This window comes from Peribacillus phoenicis (genome assembly GCF_047238085.1).
In the GTDB taxonomy this organism is placed as follows: domain Bacteria; phylum Bacillota; class Bacilli; order Bacillales; family DSM-1321; genus Peribacillus.
This window is the reverse complement of sequence record NZ_JBDFMF010000001.1, coordinates 4,701,927-4,719,038: the sequence shown is the minus strand read 5'-3', so window position 1 is coordinate 4,719,038 and position 17,112 is coordinate 4,701,927. Positions and strand designations below refer to the sequence as shown.

The following is a 17,112-nucleotide window of genomic DNA, read 5'->3' as shown; positions in this document are numbered from 1 at the left end:
TTTGCAATGACTACAGAAACGAAATTACCGTTTGAACAAGAGGATATAAGCTCCTATTCAACTAAAAATAATGATCCAGCTTGGCTATCCGAGCTTCGGATTCAAGCGTTTTCTGAATTAGAAAAGCTCCCGATGCCAAAGCCGGATAAAACGAAAATCGATAAATGGAATTTCACTTCTTTCCAAACTCATACGGTTGAGAGTGAAGCTTTTGCCTCTTTAGAGGAGCTTCCGGAAGAAATTAAGTCCATCATTGAAGAAAATGAAAACTTATACATCCAACGCAATAATACGCCGGCACATATCAATCTGTCAGCAAATGTGAAAGAACAAGGCGTCATTTTTACGGATATTTTATCAGCGGCTCGTGATCATGCTGAGCTCGTGCAAAAATATTTCATGAAAGACGGCGTTAAAATAGATGAGCATCGTTTAACAGCACTTCATGCTGCATTAGTTAATGGGGGAGCATTCCTTTATGTTCCGAAAAATGTAGAAATCAAAGAGCCGATTCAATCGGTATTCCTTTTGGATAATCCAGATACTACACTTTTCAACCATGTCTTGATCGTAGCTGAAGATAATAGCTCTGTCACATATGTAGAGAACTATTTCTCAACCGTTGAGTCTAACGAAGGTGTTGCCAACATCGTAACTGAAGTATTTGCAAATGCGAATGCCAAAGTCCAATATGGTGCGGTCGATACCCTTTCTAAAGGCTTCACGACATATGTTAACCGCCGTGGAGTGGCAGGACGTGACGCACGTATTGAGTGGGCGCTTGGCCTGATGAACGACGGAAATACGATTTCAGATAATACAACATATCTAATGGGCGATGGCTCTCACGGTGATACAAAAACCGTTGTAGTCGGACGCGGGGAACAAAAGCAGAACTTCACGACTGCCATCATTCATTATGGCAAACGCTCTGAGGGTTATATCCTTAAGCACGGTGTCATGAAAGAATCCGCATCCTCCATTTTTAATGGAATTGGGAAAATAGAGTATGGTGCTACAAAGGCCAATGCCGAACAAGAGTCACGCGTATTGATGTTAAGTGAAAAAGCACGCGGAGACGCCAATCCGATCCTCTTGATCGATGAAGATGATGTAACGGCTGGTCATGCTGCTTCCGTCGGCCGTGTCGACCCGCTTCAACTGTATTATTTAATGAGCCGTGGTATTACAAAAAAAGAAGCAGAAAGACTTGTCATTCACGGATTCTTGGCCCCTGTTGTTAACGAGCTTCCAATTGAGGGAGTCAAAAAACAATTAGTAGCGGTCATTGAAAGGAAAGTACAGTAATGAACCCATACGAAATTCGTAAGCTTTTTCCAATATTAGATCAAGAAGTCAATGGTCAGCCATTAGTTTATTTAGATAGTGCTGCAACCTCTCAAAAACCGGCTGCAGTGATTGAAGCGATTGAGCAATATTACCGCGGCTATAACTCGAATGTTCACCGCGGGGTGCATACACTAGGAACAAAAGCTACGGATGCGTATGAAGGTGCTCGTGAAAAGGTACGTAAATTCATTAATGCTTCTTCTACAGAAGAAATCATCTTTACCAGAGGCACAACGACTGCTTTAAATACTGTAGCAAGAAGTTACGGTGGTGCAAATATTAAAGAGGGTGACGAAATCGTCATCTCTTACATGGAGCATCACAGTAATATCATTCCGTGGCAGCAGCTTGCCAAAGAAAAAGGCGCTGTATTGAAGTATATTCCGCTTCAGGAGGATGGTACGATTTCCGTTGACGATGCGAGGGCTACAATTACGGAAGCAACGAAAATCGTGTCCATCATGCAGGTTTCGAATGTGCTTGGCGTTATCAATCCTGTGAAGGAAATCGCCCAAATTGCCCATGATCACAATGCTGTAATGGTAGTCGACGGGGCACAAAGCACGCCGCATCTAAAAGTGGATGTCCGTGATTTGGATTGTGATTTCTTTGCCTTCTCAGGTCATAAAATGGTCGGTCCAACAGGCATCGGCGCACTATATGGCAAGAAAGATCTTCTAGAAAAAATGGAACCGATCGAATTCGGCGGAGAGATGATTGATTTTGTAGGTTTGTATGAGTCTACATGGAAAGAACTCCCGTGGAAATTCGAAGGCGGTACCCCAATCATCGCCGGCGCCATCGGCATGGGGGCTGCCATTGATTTCTTGGAGGAAATCGGTTTGGATAATATTGAACGGCATGAACATAAGCTCGCCGCTTATGCAATGGAGAAAATGTCAGCAGTTGAAGGGCTGACCATTTATGGCCCTAAAGATGCAGAAAAGCGTGCTGGTGTAATTACCTTTAATATTGATGACGTACATCCACATGATGTCGCTACCGTTCTTGATGCAGATGGAATTGCTGTCCGTGCCGGTCACCACTGCGCACAGCCATTAATGAAATGGCTTGACGTATCAGCGACAGCAAGAGCAAGTTTCTATCTATATAACACGGAAGAAGATATTGATAAGCTTGTGTCCGGGCTTGTTAAAACGAAGGAGTATTTCAGTAATGTCTTTTGATAACCTTGATACACTTTACCGTCAAGTCATTATGGATCACTATAAGAAACCGCGTAATAAGGGCATGCTAGAAGATGGAAGCATGACAATCGATATGAATAATCCAACTTGCGGCGATCGGATTCGTTTAACGATGAAGATCGAAGATGGCAAGGTCAGCGATGTTAAATTCGATGGTGATGGTTGTTCGATATCCATGAGTTCGGCTTCCATGATGACGCAAGCCATTAAGGGCAAAGACGTTGATACTGCTCTAGCGATGTCCGAGACTTTTTCCTTAATGATTCAGGGAAAAGAATACGACGATGAGATGGACCTTGGGGATATTGAAGCCCTTCAAGGTGTTTCTAAATTCCCTGCACGAATCAAGTGTGCCACCCTGGCTTGGAAAGCCATGGAAAAGGGATTGAAGGAATAATTAAATTAAAATGAGCTGTTGTAATTCAGCCATTTGAAATGGAGGAATACGAGCTATGGCAAAGAAAATGCCTGATATCGGCGATTATAAATATGGCTTTGCGGATAAAGATGTTTCCATCTTCCGTTCAAAGCGTGGTCTGACAAAAGAAATCGTGGAAGAAATTTCTCGAATGAAGGATGAACCGCAATGGATGCTTGATTTCCGTTTGAAATCATTAGAGCATTTTTACAACATGCCAATGCCTCAATGGGGCGGCGACATGCAGAGCCTGAACTTTGATGAAATCACATACTATGTTAAGCCATCAGAGAAATCAGAGAAGTCTTGGGATGAAGTTCCTGATGAAATCAAACAGACTTTTGATAAATTGGGAATTCCTGAAGCCGAACAAAAATACCTTGCCGGTGTATCTGCCCAATATGAATCTGAAGTGGTTTACCATAGCATGAAAGTGGAATTGGAAGACTTGGGTATCGTGTTTAAAGATACGGACTCAGCACTTCGTGAAAATGAAGATATCTTCCGTGAGCATTTTGGAAAAACGATCCCGCCTACTGACAATAAATTCTCGGCATTGAACTCGGCAGTTTGGTCAGGTGGATCATTCATCTATGTACCGAAAGGCGTTAAAGTGGATACTCCGCTTCAAGCTTATTTCCGGATCAACTCTGAAAACATGGGGCAATTCGAACGTACGCTAATCATTGTTGATGAAGGCGCATCCGTTCACTATGTAGAAGGTTGTACAGCTCCTGTTTATACAACTAACTCCCTTCATAGTGCGGTTGTTGAAATCGTCATCAAGAAAGATGCTTACTGCCGTTACACGACGATCCAAAACTGGGCAAACAACGTGTTTAACCTGGTTACGAAACGTGCGGTTTGTGACGCTAACGCAACAATGGAATGGATTGATGGTAACATCGGTTCCAAATTGACAATGAAATATCCTGCTGTCATCTTAAAAGGTGAAGGCGCTCGCGGTATGACATTATCGATTGCCATTGCCGGCAAAGGCCAACACCAAGACGCTGGAGCGAAAATGATTCACCTAGCGCCAAATACATCTTCAACGATTGTATCAAAATCAATTTCTAAACAGGGCGGTAAAGTAACATACCGTGGTATCGTTCATTTCGGACGTAAAGCGGATGGAGCTCGTTCCAACATTGAATGTGATACATTAATCATGGATAATCAGTCTACATCTGATACGATCCCTTACAATGAAATCTTGAATGATAACATTTCCCTTGAACACGAAGCGAAGGTTTCCAAAGTATCTGAAGAACAATTGTTCTACTTGATGAGCCGCGGAATTTCTGAGCAAGAAGCAACGGAAATGATCGTAATGGGCTTCATCGAACCATTTACAAAAGAACTTCCAATGGAATATGCGGTTGAAATGAACCGTCTGATCAAGTTCGAAATGGAAGGCTCCATCGGATAATAAGCTGTAAGATGTTGATGAAAAATTAAACCAGGTAATTTTGAAGTGTACCATTGGTGCAGATTCAGATTACCTTCTAGTAAAGAAGACGAACTTTATTGTTCGTCTTCTTTTATTTTGTTCGCTATATTTAAAAGCATGCTTGAAGTAAATTCAATTATTTTAGTACTAAGTCCTACACATATTAAGGAACCGTAGATGTTCGAGTCCGCTTAACTTCACTTAGAAATATATGAATAAGAGCTTTGTTGCTATTTTTTATAAAATTATATATTTTCTTTGAATATTAATTGTTGTTTTTATGTAATTAATACATTAATAATGCCAATTGAATATTTATTGTAGAAAATATAAACTTAAAGTACTTGGATTTTGGTTAATTTTACAAAAAAATGAAATCTAAAAAAGATACATGGTCAGTCTCAAGTAATCAAGCACAAGGTGTAGCACAAGGCGCTAATCCTTCAGGTAAGCCTTTTGCAGAAGTGGATAAGATGGGTGGTAAACCTAAAAAAGGTTATTATTTGCATTGGCATCCCTATAAAAAAACACCAAATGCTCATGCTTTTTATGGGGGGACCTGTTAAATGATGGGGGGAGTGTTATGAATTTTAATTACGAGGAGATTTATAAAAAGTACTTAAAAAATAAACAACACTTGGTTTTTAATAAAGAAGAGATTGTAACTAGGGTGAAGCAAAAGTTTAAGGCAGTGGAATTCAGTAAAGCGGAAATTCTTGATTTGCCAAGGGATGAGCATTTTGATTATGAGAAGATATTTCTTTGCCTCAAAATATGTGATAGTGATGTGTTGAAAAAGGTTTTCCTGCCTCATGAACTAAAATTTCATGAAGAACAACGGCAGGACAATCGACGCTACCCACTTAAAAAAAGTAAAATGAAAAAAACTGGCTTGATCAAAATTATAATCAAATGATTATCGATGAACATGAAGGCAGGAGAATCGATATTGTTCTTGAAAGTAAAGATGGACATTATGTTTCTGAAAGTAAGGTGAAAGCTAGATGTGATTATCTGGATGGATATCTTAATTCGTTAATAGTGGGGGCGAAGCTGTTCCATGGAACGGCAGAGTTTGAAGAGAATATACATGATTATTATTTTCAATTCTACCTGGAAAATTTAGTGAAATACAATAGGCTAGGATGAAGCATTTTATCTTTATTGGTCAACACTTAGAAATTGTGCCATATGGAGCATAATTCATAAAACTTGATGCATCCTGAAAAGAGTATTATCATTAGACTAAAAATAAAGCCTTAAAAGATTGTAAGCTTCAATCGATCAACCTCGATACGGAAGGCTCCATCGAAGAATGACCGGGTGGCATGCCTATTAGTCGAATATAGCATAACCATTCATATAAAAGCCTGCCGGGGAGACTTGGCAGGTTCTTTAGTTTTTGAAGTGATGTTTTTCGGTATTACACCAAGTGTATATGCGATTATACAGGGTAAAAATATAGTATGGGAAGCCTGTCCAAAAGGGGATGATGCAGATGATTTATATTGGTGTGACGGGTTGGGGAGATCATGATAGTTTGTATCATGGCGGTGTGTCCCAACGTGATAAACTTAAGGAGTACGGGGCTCATTTTCCCATTGTGGAGGTGGATGCCTCCTTTTATGCAGTCCAGCCAAAGAGGAACAGTGAAAAGTGGGTATCCGAGACGCCTGCATCCTTTCAATTTGTCGTTAAAGCTTATCAGGGGATGACGGGACATCAACGTGGGGAAATTCCATTTGAAAGTAAGAAGGAAATGTTCAAGGCATTTTGCGACTCTCTGGAAGCTTATCAGAAGTCCGGAAAGCTCGCGATGGTCTTATTTCAGTTTCCGCCATGGTTTGATTGTAAACGTGAAAATGTCAATTACCTGCGATGGTGCAAAGCTGAAATGGGCGATATTCCAGTTGCCATAGAGTTCCGGAATCAAAGCTGGTACAGGCCCAACGTAGTTCAGCAAACTTTGGATTTTATCGAAAAGGAAGGCTGGATCCATACTGTATGCGATGAGCCGCAGGCTGGAGAGGGATCCATTCCTGTCGTTCTGCAGGCCATGGATAAAGATAAAACCCTGGTACGCTTTCATGGCCGTAACCTGCATGGTTGGCAAAGGCCTTCTTCGGGTGATAATTGGCGTGAGGTCAGGTACTTATATCGATATAATCAGCAGGAATTGACTGAATGGGTGGAGAAAATCAGGATATTGGAAAAGGAATCCAAGGATATATATATCCTGTTCAATAATAATTCAGGCGGAGATGCCGCTGATAATGCCAAACAAATGATTGAGCTGCTTGGTATAGAATATGAAGGACTGGCTCCTAAGCAGCTTGGTTTGTTTTAAGAGGATATATATAATTAAATAAAGAGATATTGTGACAACTAGTAGAGGTTATATCCTCACAAACAGGTAAAGGCGGATTTCTACATGGTATGGTTAGTATTAGTGGGTATTGGATTATTAGCGGGATCAATCGGCGCTCTTGTCGGTCTGGGCGGCGGCATCATCATTGTGCCTTCCCTTTTATATTTAGGTACATCTACAAATATTATCGATGAGCTGACTCCACAGGTCGCCGTTGGTGTTTCAACCGTAATCATGATTTTTACCGGCTTATCTTCCACTTTATCTTATTTAAAACATAAAGTGGTGGATTATAAGGCCGGCTTAATCTTTTTTATTGGCAGTGCACCTGGTGGAATAATGGGGGCTTATGTGAATAAAAACCTTAACGCCGAAGCTTTTTCATTGTACTTTGGTATTTTCATGGTTTTCATGGCCATTGTGTTATTAGTGAAAAATCGTTTGAAGCCAATGCTTTTCAAGCCTGGAAAAGGGAAAATAGTGAAAACGTATGAAACTGAAAATGGACATTCATTTTCTTATGGTTATCACCCGGTGTTAGCTGTATTGATTTCCTTTGTCGTGGGATTCAGCTCCGGATTATTTGGAATTGGCGGTGGGGCCTTGATGGTTCCCGTCATGATGCTTCTTTTCTTCTTCCCTCCGCATATGGCTGTAGCGACTTCGATGTTCATGGTATTTTTATCATCCATCACTAATTCGATTACCCATATTTCCCTTGGAAATGTAAATTGGCCATATGCTTTTGCCCTGATTCCGGGTGCATGGTTCGGTGCAAAATTGGGCGCATTCATCAATACGCGCCTAAAGAGTGCGTCGCTGGAAAATATGTTGAAAATAGTGCTGATAATCATTGGTTTACGTCTTATTTACCAAGGTATTACAGGATAAACGAGGAGGAGAAATGATGTCAGAAATCATTCATTTATATCACACCAATGATCTCCATAGTCATTTTGAGAATTGGCCTCGTATTGATAAGTTTCTTAAAGAAAGAAGACAACTTCATCAAGAAACGGGAGAAGAAGCGATCATACTGGATATAGGCGATCATGTGGACCGCTGGCATCCATATACAGAAGGTACGTTGGGTAAAGGCAATATTGAACTGCTGAATGAAGCGGGCTACCAATATGTGACCATCGGAAATAATGAAGGGATCACTTTACCTCATGATGCGTTGGACTCCTTATATGATCATGCAAGGTTCAAGGTCTTGGCAGCCAATATTTATTACGGTGATAATGAAAGGCCGGAATGGGCGCTGCCATATTGGATACATACAACGGTAAAAGGCACCAAGATCGCCATGATAGGTTTGACAGCCTTTTTTCAAAAGTTTTACTCTGCGATGGGCTGGGAAATAGCAGAACCATTCGTGGAGTTAAAGGCACAGCTTGAAAGGGTCAAAACAGAGGCGGATGTAATCATCATCCTTTCCCACCTGGGCATCCATGATGATGAGAGGATGGCAGAGGACTTTCCGGAGATTGACATTATACTTGGCGCGCATACCCACCACATCCTCCACCAAGGTAAATTGATCAATGACACACTCCTTTGCGGTGCAGGGAAATATGGCTTCTTTGTTGGGCAGGTGGAAATGACCGTCAATCAGGAAAAGAAAATTAGCCAGAAGAGAGCCATTCTTTATGATACCAATGACTTTTTGGAATTGGAGAATGAACGGTCATGGATTGAAGAGATATACCAGGCCGGGGGGGAAACGCTAAAACGGGTTGCTGTGGACTTACCGATGGCACTGGATAATGATTGGTTCAAACGAAGTCCTTTGACGAAAATCCTAGGGGAGGCCCTAAGGGAGTGGAGTCAGGCGGATTGTTCCTTTTTGAATGCAGGTCTTCTGCTCGAGGGGCTTCCGAAGGGACCTGTCACAAAAGGGGATATTCACAGAATCTGCCCACATCCCATCAATCCTTGCGTCGTTGAAGTCGATGGGAATGAATTAAAGGAAATCTTAATGCAATCGAGAAATGAAGAGTGGCCTCATATTCAGGTAAAAGGTTTCGGTTTCCGCGGAAAAATCATGGGAGTCATGCATTATGATCAAATTGAATTTAACGAAATGGAGAATGGAATCGTAAAAGGGATCCTTATAAAAGGAGAGAAACTGCAGGCGGATAAGTCCTATAAATTGGCAATACCTGATATGTTCACATTTGGGCACTTCTTTCCAAGTATCCATCGCTCCAATCGCAAGGAATACTTACTGCCGGAATTCTTACGGGATATCCTTTTATGGAAGCTGAAAAAAATACACACTAACCCCTGATACGAAATCACGGTTTTGCCCTTTTTTTCATAAAGTATGGGGAAGGAAGGGGCGAAACCAATTGATTAACATGATCCCAATAATTCTTGATAATCATACATTCCTAGCCATTTCTGTCCGACTGCCGAAAACGAATTTACTTGCTGTCGCGTCCGAAAAAGGGTATATAATGTGCGGTGCGTTAGATGTTGGACTGCTGAACGATAAATTGAGAGATCGTAAAATCCTTGCAGGGAGGGCCACAGGAGTTAAATCGATTGAAGAGTTATTGGAAGCACCTCTTGAATCAGTTACCTGGGAGGCTGTGGAAAAGGGCATTCATCCAGGAATGATTGGTAAAGAGGCATTAATCAAAATGATTTGAAAAGGCGGGCTTTCTTTTTTCAGAAGGGGGCCTTATTTTTTTTGTGAAAATGCTGATATTTTTTCAATAAATATATTTAAACAGATTCATTTATCAAAATATTTTCCGATAATCTTTATAAAGGAAAGAAACGGCTTGATTTACAAATATTGAATGGGGAGATGGGTACAAGTATGAGGCTAGCTATTACAAAGTCCCTAAGCCCTGGAGCAAGGCTCGGTAAAAACATCTATAATGAGCGGGGCCATGTCCTGTTGTGCGAGGGTCTTACATTAACCCAGAAAATGATTAATCGACTGGTGTCCCTTAATATACCCTTTGTTTACATTCAAGATTCCAGGACGGATGACATCATTCCAATGCCCCCAGTGTCCGGGAAACTTAGAAGAGAAGCCATTAATACGATTGAAACCACCTTCCTGGACATGAAGAACAAAATGAACCTTGATGGATCATTCACGATAGAGCAAGCAAACGTCAAGTTCACTCAAATAGTCCGGAACATCATGGACGAGCTGAAAAGGAATAAAGAGTTAATGACTTTATTGGCCGACGTTTATACATACGATGACTATATCTTTACTCATTCCTTCAATGTGACCTTATATACCCTGGCGATTGGGATGGAATTGAATATCAATAATAAGAATCTCGAAATTCTTGGGCTGGGGGCGATTTTACATGATGTCGGCAAAATGCTCGTGCCTTTGGAAATACTCCGTAAACCCGGAAAACTGACGGTAAAGGAGTTTGAACAAATCAAAAAACATGCCGATTACGGATTTCATCTAATCAAAAATGTTCATACCGTTTCACTTTTAGTTGCGAATTGTGCCTATCAGCATCATGAAAGGTTAGATGGATCTGGATATCCCCGTGGGATAAAGGGGGATGAAATCCATTATTTCGGCAAGATCATTGCCGTTGCCGATGTGTTTGATGCCGTGACTTCCAATCGGGTTTACCGTAAGGCCATGCTGCCGCATCAGGGTTTGGAAGTCCTTTATGCCGGAGTCGGGAAAAAGTTCGACAATACGATCATCGAGGCTTTCCGCAGGGCGGTTGCCATTTATCCTAATGGTCTATCAGTAGAATTGAATGATGGTAGGAAAGGAATAGTATCCGCTCAAAATGAGGGGATTGGAGACCGCCCCATGATAAGGATACTGGAAGAAGATGGGGAGCAGATAAAAAAGCCCTATGAAGTGGACTTAAATAAAAACCTGCAGTTGCTTATCATGAAATGTCTAAATATACAAGAACCAGCCTAACCTCAAGGATAAGCTGGTTTTGTCATTCCTTGTTTTCCTTCATGATCGCAGGTGCCACCGAACTGTTTCCGTTACTAAAATAACTTGGAACATCACCTTCGATCAGCAGGCTTCCGACTGTCACTTCCTGACTCACCTTTGTCTCCTTCGTGAAAGAGGGGATGACGATTTGAATATTGACATCAAAGTCCACAATCAATTCATAATAAACATTATTGATGCCTGCGTTTGTCAGTTTTGTCCTCAAATCCGATTCAACATTCCCGATGACTGACATTTTCACTGGGATTTCTGGTCCGTAATTGGAAAGGAGATTATTCCCGGTTACAACACCAAATGGTATATAATAGACCACACTTTTATATTGTTCATCATTTATTTTTGCTGAACCTGTTTTAAAAGGGTTTCCCTGTTTGATGCCAAGTTTCTTTTGAATGTCCTTCGTAATGTTAGCCCGCAATTCACTGTATATGACCGGATTGAAGCTATAGGAGGAACTGGAGTCCTTACCACCCTTATTGTTGGTGATGATTTTGTTCATATCAATCTTGGCTATATTCTCATCAACTGATTCATGAATCGTTTCCGTTGCAATCCGTTTGATTTCATATTCGGCTACACTCATGATCACGGGTTCGATTGATTTGTCCACGTACCAAAGAGTCATGATGCTTGATATGATGAACAGGATAAATGAATAGAGAAATACTTTCCTGGTGGGAAGAGGCCCCTTTTTTCGGAATTTCTTCGGTCGAAATCTTTTTCGGAACACGCTTTAGCCCCCTTTACTAATACCTATGCATCAAGTTTAGGGGTTTATGTTGAAATCAAAAAAAAGCAGCGTAAAATTTACGCCGCTCACTTTCGTTTTTTAGCTAAATCTTTCCTTTCCCACAATCTTAAATAGGGGTAAGGGTCAAAGCTCCATTCTGTGATTCCATTGTCTTTGTACATCCCGTAATGAAGATGCGGTGGGAATTTTCCCGAAGTTCCTGGAGGACCGTAACCTGTACTGCCGACACCTCCGATGACTTGTCCGGGCTCGACGATTTGTCCGACTTTCAACCCTTTGGCAAAGCCGCTTAAATGGGCAAAGTAATGATAGGTATTATTTAAATCCCGTATCCCTATCCTCCAACCGCCAAATTTATTCCAGCCTTTCATCTCGATGATTCCATAGCTGGTGGAACGAACGGGAAGGCTATAATCGGCAAAAATATCAGTGCCCTCATGGATTCTCCTTCCGCCCCATCCACGAGCGCTTCCCCATGTATTCAAGTACGTATAATGAGTCCGTACTGGAACAGGGAAGGCCTTTTCATGTAAATCCAACCGGCCATATTTCTTATAAATCTCGGCATTGCCGATAATGATGCTGACTGCTTTATCTCGTTTATAATAATCCCACAAGCCGATCCGGATATTATCTTCATCTGCGCCATAAGATTGGAGATGCTTCGAAAAAGCATACAATCGATCGGTATCATTATTGATATCAGCTTTGCCATCACCATTGCCATCCTGGCCCAATCCATCAAAAAATGTGATTGTGAGCGGGTTCACGTCGTTTAAGTCAGGATTGAGGGCCCCGCTCCACTTTGAAGGCTCGATGTGGATGCCTATTAAACCCTTTGCCGGCTCTAAGTCCCTTCGTGCAGCCCTGAGGCTATGCTCATATTGATCAGCTCCAGCAAGGTAATACCACGGGATTTGGAGAGTAGCCTCCATATTTTTATATAGCTCCATTCTCCCGGGATAAGCATCTGGGGTATGGGCAGCATCAGCCACTTGGACTGGTGCACTATTCAAAATTAACAAACAAGTTATCGTAAGAAGGAATAATTTTTTCAATGGGGCAGGCTCCTTTCATGACATTCTCCGTAATTAAAATACATCAGTCCATCCATCGTTTATAGTTTTGCTGATTTAGCTATAAACATGAAAAATAAATAATGGGAAACCAACTATAACTTGTATAAATGCTTTTTTATTGTTAAAGTAGGGTGTGTTAATTTCTATAGAATGGAGTGGCATTTTCATGTCTTCTACAAATAAAGAAATTCTTCGTAAACCAGATTGGTTGAAAATAAAGCTTAATACTAACGAAAATTACCTCGGTTTAAAAAATATGATGCGCGAGAAAAATCTTCATACAGTCTGTGAAGAGGCAAAATGTCCGAATATTCACGAATGCTGGGCAGTGAGAAGAACGGCTACTTTCATGATCTTAGGTGAAATCTGTACAAGGGCATGCCGTTTTTGTGCTGTTACAACCGGACGTCCGAATGAATTGGACTGGGCTGAACCTGAGCGTGTTGCCGATTCCGTTGTTTTGATGAATTTAAAGCATGTCGTCATTACAGCTGTTGCCCGTGATGATTTAAAGGATGGAGGCGCTGAAGTTTTCGCTGAAACAGTCCGTGCAATCCGTCGCAAAAATCCATTTACTTCTATTGAAGTATTACCGTCTGATATGGGCGGGGTGTTTGAAAATATCAAGACTTTGATGGATGCTAAACCAGATATCCTGAACCATAATATAGAGACTGTCAGAAGTTTATCCGACCGTGTACGGGCTCAGGCCAAGTACGAACGTTCTTTGGAGCTTTTAAGAAGAGCAAAGGAACTGTATCCGGAAATCCCGACAAAATCCAGTTTAATGGTAGGTCTTGGTGAAACGCGGGAGGAAATACTCGAGACCATGGATGACCTAAGGGCTAATAATGTCGATATCATGACAATCGGCCAGTATTTACAGCCGACTAAAAAGCATTTAAAGGTGCTGAAATACTACACGCCTGAGGAATTTGCCGAACTGAAAGAACGTGCATTGGAAAAAGGCTTCAGCCATTGTGAATCCGGTCCGCTTGTCCGTTCATCCTACCATGCGGATGAACAGGTTAATGCTGCGGCTAAACATAAGCAAAACAAAGGTGAAGAATTATTGAAATAGAGTGAAATAAAGGACCGAAAAATTCGGTCCTTTTTTATTCAACGGTTATCCATTTTTTGATGGATGTTATCATGATGATCTCTTTTATCGTTAACCATTTCTCCATTTTCATTTTCTGCGTCACTCATTTTGTACCCTTGAGGCGATTTCAGCATTCTTTTGATCGTTTGTTCGATCGTATAGTCAATACCTTTGCTGCCGGATTTCACTGTAGCGAAATTCTCGACATCTTGGGCAAGGTTTTGATAATCATCACTGACGTAGACATGATAGTAGCGAGGCACGACGGACATGGCAGTTCGTTTAACTTGGTCGGCGGTTTCCGTCCGATCCTTGTTATTGGTATCATATACGACAAGTACTTCCTCATCAGTAACGAGTGTAGCGGCGTCATTGACATTTGGAATCTGAACACTCAATTTAGAAATGACATCAGAAAGTTGTTCACGGTCAATGGAAGCAGCTTTGTTGGAAATGTTACGGCCGTCAATGGTTGCACTATTGGTGCGGGTAAATCCAAAATCATCACTTTTGTTGTCATTATTACGATAATCCTCATCATAATATTGAGTTGGATTATTTACGTTTGTTGGGTTGCCTGCATTGTTTTTTGCACCGAGCCCCTGATCATCTTCATTATCAGCACATCCAGTTAGTGCAATAATCGAGCTTAAACCTATCGTTATTATCGTTTTTTTCATCAATAACACCCCCGTAACTTTAGGATGAACATATTTCTCTATTTTTCGCTTAGTAATTGATGGGGAATCAGTTATAATTTAAAGAAGGAATGTATATATGAGAGGTGAAAACAATGATTAACATCAATAACATGACCTATGAAATAATTGAGGATGAAAGGGAAGGCTATAACGAAGAAGCGTTTAAAGCCAGATACAGTGAGATTTTAACGAAGTATGATTATATAGTGGGGGATTGGGGTTACGGGCAATTGAGGCTGCGTGGATTTTTTGATGATTCCAATCAGAAAGCGACCTTCGATACGAAAATAAGCACGCTTAGTGAATATTTATATGAATACTGCAATTTTGGCTGTCCTTATTTCGTCGTGAAGAAAGTAAAGAAATAAAAAGGCCAGAATCTACTCTGGCCTTCCATGTTAAGAGTTACCATATCCTTTATATGGAGGCTGTTCATCTTTTTCTGGATCATCATGTGTCGGATGAGCACCAGGATATTGTCGAGGTAAGCCTTCGTGCAACGATTTATTTTCATAATTGAAGGCACTTTGATATCGTTGCCCTTCCTGCCACGGTGTGTTTTTATTCTGGACTGGTGCATCTTTTGCAATGGGTGATCCAAAAGGTCCTTCGGGAAATTCTTCAGGAATTAAATAATCCCTCTGTTTTTCGACATTGGAAAAATCGTGGTATTCTTCTTTGTCCAAGATAATCCCCCCTCATGTAATCGATCTTACATTCAGTAGGTTTTCCCGTTTAAGATAAAAAACTTCAGCACTCAGACGATTTCCATTAAAAAGTGACGTAGTTCCTCGGCTTCCGCTTCTGACAACTGAAAGGCATGCTCAAGATAGCCTTCCTCTTCTAAATCATCAGGCCCAATTATCGCAAAACGGTTACTCTGCATATTCAAAACAAGCTTCTTTCCATAAAACCGATCGGTAGTCGTAATGGCCAGATCGAATCTCGATTCCTCTCCCATGAAGCTTATGAACCGGGTTTTTGAATCAACGACGTCATTGTATAAATAAAAACGATCTTCCATAGTCTCATTCCCTTCTTATCTTCACATTTGTAGTTCCATCATAACAAAGTGACTTCAATAGGGGAACAGACATTTTTCTGGTCAGCTGGCTGGAGAAATTAATCCCTCCTCATGATGCTTCATGAATCTCCAGCAATCATTGCGTTCATCGATTAATTGAAAATGGTTAAGAATATAAATGAGATCATGAATTGGTTTTCTTGGAGTGGACGTCGGAAAATGCCCCCCTGTAGAAAAGGCAATGTGTAAGTCAGCGCTCCTGTTAGTAATTGGATGGTGCAATGGTTGTGGTTGAAGGAATTGAGAGGAAGGGAGAAGCTATGGTATTATCAATGAATAAGGTTGGTTCGGCACAGGGTTTTACCTATGCCGATCATTCAACCAATGATTCCCTATATCATCTTAGATCAGAAAGGATCTGGAAATAATGTACTTTGTAGACCGCCAAAAAATTGAACAAATATTAGGTTTTCTTGAAAAGCAGCTTGGACTTTTTGAAGGGCATGATAATTGGGATGGAGACCTTTCGGAACTTATCGCAGAAAGGCTGATACAAACTTCCATCGATTCCGTGTTGGATGTAGGAAATGCGGTAATTGATGGTTTCATTATGCGTGATCCAGGAAGTTATGAAGATATTATCGATATCCTTCAAGATGAAAAAGTGATTTCAGAAGAAAAAGCGATACAATTCAAAAAGGTTTTGCCATTAAGGAAAATGCTGGTTCAAGACTTCATTGAAGTGAATCACAAAGAACTGCATGCCGTATTTTCGGAAAATATCGAGGCATTCAAGCAATTCCCTGATTTGGTGAGGAACTATTTAACAAATGAATTGGGACCTGTATCAGCTTTTAAAAACTAGCAGCGTTAGGAAGGCGAATTCAAATGAAGTCGTATAAAGGATATTTAATTGACTTAGATGGCACCATGTATCGCGGAACTGAACAAATTGCGGAAGCGGCAGGGTTTATTAATGACCTAAGGAAAAGGGATATCCCTTATTTATTCGTCACCAATAATTCATCCCGGACTCCGGCACAAGTAGCGGATAAGTTAAGAAGCATCGGCATCTCAACAGAGGATGAACAGGTTTTCACGACAAGCATGGCCACTGCCAATTACATAGCCGAACAAAAGAAGGATGCATCGGTCTATGTGGTGGGTGAAGAAGGCATCATCGAGGCTCTTAAGGAAAAAGGAATGAAGCTTGTCGAAGAGCATCCAGATTTTCTGGTAATGGGCATCGATCGCGGCGTCAATTATGAAAAGTTGTCAAAAGCCTGTCTTGCTGTTAGAAATGGTGCTGTTTTCATTTCGACCAATGGTGATATTGCCATTCCTACTGAGCAAGGCCTTTTGCCTGGGAATGGTTCCTTGACCTCCGTTGTTTCCGTTTCGACTCAGGTACAGCCGATTTTCATTGGAAAACCTGAATCCGTCATAGTGGAGCAAGCACTAAGAGTATTAGGGGTACCTAAAGAAGAGACAATCATGGTTGGCGATAACTATGATACGGATATCCTTGCCGGCATTAATGCAGGGATCGATACACTGCTTGTACATACTGGCGTGACGACAAAAGAACGCCTAAAGCAATATAAGGAGCAGCCTACGCATGTGGTGGACACTCTCGACTTATGGCGTTTCGAATGAAAAAAACAGGCCTGCGATTGCAGGCCTGTTTT

General features: G+C 41.1%; 21 protein-coding genes. 16 read left to right on the top strand and 5 right to left on the bottom strand.

Features of this window, described 5'->3' with window-relative positions:
- The first annotated feature begins 6 nt into the window (after positions 1–6).
- The 12 genes from sufD (at position 7) to ABC374_RS23405 (ending at position 10,725) form a co-directional block, all read left to right on the top strand.
- Entirely contained in the window at positions 7–1,308 is a 1,302-nt protein-coding gene (sufD, locus tag ABC374_RS23460) for a Fe-S cluster assembly protein SufD (protein WP_034310144.1), read from the top strand.
- The gene (locus tag ABC374_RS23455; protein WP_048688225.1) at positions 1,308–2,537 is read left to right on the top strand and encodes a cysteine desulfurase; all 1,230 of its coding nucleotides are present in this window, start codon (positions 1,308–1,310) and stop codon (positions 2,535–2,537) included. The genes sufD and ABC374_RS23455 overlap by 1 nt, the downstream gene beginning before the upstream one ends.
- Positions 2,527–2,955: a Fe-S cluster assembly sulfur transfer protein SufU gene (gene sufU / locus ABC374_RS23450; protein ID WP_034310148.1), complete on the top strand. Its 429-nt coding sequence runs from the start codon at positions 2,527–2,529 to the stop codon at positions 2,953–2,955. The genes ABC374_RS23455 and sufU overlap by 11 nt, the downstream gene beginning before the upstream one ends.
- A 55-nt stretch (positions 2,956–3,010) precedes the next feature.
- On the top strand, positions 3,011–4,408 hold the full coding sequence (gene sufB / locus ABC374_RS23445) for a Fe-S cluster assembly protein SufB (RefSeq protein ID WP_053536753.1): 1,398 nt from the start codon (positions 3,011–3,013) through the stop codon (positions 4,406–4,408).
- 392 nt (positions 4,409–4,800) lie between these two features.
- Positions 4,801–4,995, top strand: a complete 195-nt coding sequence (locus ABC374_RS23440) for a hypothetical protein (RefSeq protein ID WP_350300480.1) — start codon at positions 4,801–4,803, stop codon at positions 4,993–4,995.
- A 17-nt stretch (positions 4,996–5,012) separates the two neighbouring features.
- Complete coding sequence (locus ABC374_RS23435; RefSeq protein ID WP_413019904.1) at positions 5,013–5,345, top strand: hypothetical protein; 333 nt, start codon at positions 5,013–5,015, stop codon at positions 5,343–5,345.
- Positions 5,342–5,578 carry a hypothetical protein gene (locus ABC374_RS23430; protein WP_413019903.1) on the top strand — a complete coding sequence of 79 codons (237 nt, stop codon included), beginning with the start codon at positions 5,342–5,344 and terminating at the stop codon, positions 5,576–5,578. The genes ABC374_RS23435 and ABC374_RS23430 overlap by 4 nt, the downstream gene beginning before the upstream one ends.
- Before the next feature lie 349 nt (positions 5,579–5,927).
- Entirely contained in the window at positions 5,928–6,776 is an 849-nt protein-coding gene (locus ABC374_RS23425; RefSeq protein ID WP_413019902.1) for a DUF72 domain-containing protein, read from the top strand.
- An 84-nt stretch (positions 6,777–6,860) separates the two neighbouring features.
- Positions 6,861–7,688: a sulfite exporter TauE/SafE family protein gene (locus tag ABC374_RS23420; RefSeq protein ID WP_350300477.1), complete on the top strand. Its 828-nt coding sequence runs from the start codon at positions 6,861–6,863 to the stop codon at positions 7,686–7,688.
- 13 nt (positions 7,689–7,701) lie between these two features.
- Positions 7,702–9,090: a bifunctional metallophosphatase/5'-nucleotidase gene (locus tag ABC374_RS23415; protein ID WP_413019901.1), complete on the top strand. Its 1,389-nt coding sequence runs from the start codon at positions 7,702–7,704 to the stop codon at positions 9,088–9,090.
- A 61-nt stretch (positions 9,091–9,151) separates the two neighbouring features.
- Positions 9,152–9,454 carry a YunC family protein gene (locus ABC374_RS23410; RefSeq protein ID WP_034310161.1) on the top strand — a complete coding sequence of 101 codons (303 nt, stop codon included), beginning with the start codon at positions 9,152–9,154 and terminating at the stop codon, positions 9,452–9,454.
- Between the two features lie 173 nt (positions 9,455–9,627).
- A complete protein-coding gene (locus ABC374_RS23405) occupies positions 9,628–10,725 on the top strand; it encodes an HD-GYP domain-containing protein (RefSeq protein WP_413019900.1) in 1,098 nt (365 codons plus the stop codon).
- Between the two features lie 22 nt (positions 10,726–10,747).
- Here the strand turns inward: ABC374_RS23405 and yunB are convergent, their stop codons facing one another.
- Together yunB and ABC374_RS23395 are read right to left on the bottom strand one after the other, a co-directional pair.
- On the bottom strand, positions 10,748–11,497 hold the full coding sequence (gene yunB / locus ABC374_RS23400; protein WP_413019899.1) for a sporulation protein YunB: 750 nt from the start codon (positions 11,495–11,497) through the stop codon (positions 10,748–10,750).
- A gap of 86 nt (positions 11,498–11,583) precedes the next feature.
- Positions 11,584–12,576, bottom strand: coding sequence for a M23 family metallopeptidase (locus ABC374_RS23395; protein WP_413019898.1), 993 nt, complete (start codon positions 12,574–12,576; stop codon positions 11,584–11,586).
- A gap of 187 nt (positions 12,577–12,763) precedes the next feature.
- On the opposite strand from ABC374_RS23395, the gene lipA reads away from it, so the two are divergent.
- Complete coding sequence (gene lipA, locus ABC374_RS23390) at positions 12,764–13,678, top strand: lipoyl synthase (RefSeq protein ID WP_063234033.1); 915 nt, start codon at positions 12,764–12,766, stop codon at positions 13,676–13,678.
- A 38-nt stretch (positions 13,679–13,716) separates the two neighbouring features.
- On the opposite strand, the gene ABC374_RS23385 is transcribed toward lipA, so the two are convergent.
- Positions 13,717–14,379, bottom strand: coding sequence for a YhcN/YlaJ family sporulation lipoprotein (locus ABC374_RS23385; RefSeq protein WP_350300474.1), 663 nt, complete (start codon positions 14,377–14,379; stop codon positions 13,717–13,719).
- A gap of 113 nt (positions 14,380–14,492) precedes the next feature.
- Here ABC374_RS23385 and ABC374_RS23380 point away from each other — a divergent pair, with 113 nt between their 5' ends.
- Positions 14,493–14,768 carry a YutD family protein gene (locus tag ABC374_RS23380; protein ID WP_350300473.1) on the top strand — a complete coding sequence of 92 codons (276 nt, stop codon included), beginning with the start codon at positions 14,493–14,495 and terminating at the stop codon, positions 14,766–14,768.
- A gap of 30 nt (positions 14,769–14,798) precedes the next feature.
- Here ABC374_RS23380 and ABC374_RS23375 read toward each other — a convergent pair whose 3' ends face one another.
- Both ABC374_RS23375 and ABC374_RS23370 read right to left on the bottom strand, forming a co-directional pair.
- On the bottom strand, positions 14,799–15,086 hold the full coding sequence (locus ABC374_RS23375) for a cytosolic protein (protein WP_286197464.1): 288 nt from the start codon (positions 15,084–15,086) through the stop codon (positions 14,799–14,801).
- A 71-nt stretch (positions 15,087–15,157) separates the two neighbouring features.
- Positions 15,158–15,424 (bottom strand): DUF3055 domain-containing protein, encoded by a 267-nt coding sequence (locus ABC374_RS23370; protein WP_098371475.1) that lies wholly within the window; start codon positions 15,422–15,424, stop codon positions 15,158–15,160.
- Positions 15,425–15,851: 427 nt separating this feature from the next.
- Between ABC374_RS23370 and ABC374_RS23365 the strand changes: the two genes are divergently transcribed.
- Together ABC374_RS23365 and ABC374_RS23360 are read left to right on the top strand one after the other, a co-directional pair.
- The gene (locus ABC374_RS23365; protein WP_101223642.1) at positions 15,852–16,289 is read left to right on the top strand and encodes a DUF86 domain-containing protein; all 438 of its coding nucleotides are present in this window, start codon (positions 15,852–15,854) and stop codon (positions 16,287–16,289) included.
- A 23-nt stretch (positions 16,290–16,312) separates the two neighbouring features.
- Entirely contained in the window at positions 16,313–17,080 is a 768-nt protein-coding gene (locus tag ABC374_RS23360) for a TIGR01457 family HAD-type hydrolase (protein WP_241592726.1), read from the top strand.
- Positions 17,081–17,112 lie beyond the last annotated feature (32 nt).

Bases quoted from the DNA above. Each gene is read 5' to 3' on its own strand.
- sufD (WP_034310144.1), top strand. From the start codon at position 7: ATGACTACAGAAACGAAATTACCGTTTGAACAAGAGGATATAAGCTCC.
- ABC374_RS23425 (WP_413019902.1), top strand. From the start codon at position 5,928: ATGATTTATATTGGTGTGACGGGTTGGGGAGATCATGATAGTTTGTAT.
- ABC374_RS23430 (WP_413019903.1), top strand. From the start codon at position 5,342: ATGATTATCGATGAACATGAAGGCAGGAGAATCGATATTGTTCTTGAA.
- ABC374_RS23380 (WP_350300473.1), top strand. From the start codon at position 14,493: ATGATTAACATCAATAACATGACCTATGAAATAATTGAGGATGAAAGG.
- ABC374_RS23440 (WP_350300480.1), top strand. From the start codon at position 4,801: ATGAAATCTAAAAAAGATACATGGTCAGTCTCAAGTAATCAAGCACAA.
- ABC374_RS23455 (WP_048688225.1), top strand. From the start codon at position 1,308: ATGAACCCATACGAAATTCGTAAGCTTTTTCCAATATTAGATCAAGAA.
- sufU (WP_034310148.1), top strand. From the start codon at position 2,527: ATGTCTTTTGATAACCTTGATACACTTTACCGTCAAGTCATTATGGAT.
- ABC374_RS23365 (WP_101223642.1), top strand. From the start codon at position 15,852: ATGTACTTTGTAGACCGCCAAAAAATTGAACAAATATTAGGTTTTCTT.
- lipA (WP_063234033.1), top strand. From the start codon at position 12,764: ATGTCTTCTACAAATAAAGAAATTCTTCGTAAACCAGATTGGTTGAAA.
- ABC374_RS23370 (WP_098371475.1), bottom strand. From the start codon at position 15,424: ATGGAAGATCGTTTTTATTTATACAATGACGTCGTTGATTCAAAAACC.
- ABC374_RS23415 (WP_413019901.1), top strand. From the start codon at position 7,702: ATGATGTCAGAAATCATTCATTTATATCACACCAATGATCTCCATAGT.
- ABC374_RS23360 (WP_241592726.1), top strand. From the start codon at position 16,313: ATGAAGTCGTATAAAGGATATTTAATTGACTTAGATGGCACCATGTAT.
- ABC374_RS23405 (WP_413019900.1), top strand. From the start codon at position 9,628: ATGAGGCTAGCTATTACAAAGTCCCTAAGCCCTGGAGCAAGGCTCGGT.
- sufB (WP_053536753.1), top strand. From the start codon at position 3,011: ATGGCAAAGAAAATGCCTGATATCGGCGATTATAAATATGGCTTTGCG.
- ABC374_RS23385 (WP_350300474.1), bottom strand. From the start codon at position 14,379: ATGAAAAAAACGATAATAACGATAGGTTTAAGCTCGATTATTGCACTA.
- ABC374_RS23420 (WP_350300477.1), top strand. From the start codon at position 6,861: ATGGTATGGTTAGTATTAGTGGGTATTGGATTATTAGCGGGATCAATC.
- ABC374_RS23435 (WP_413019904.1), top strand. From the start codon at position 5,013: ATGAATTTTAATTACGAGGAGATTTATAAAAAGTACTTAAAAAATAAA.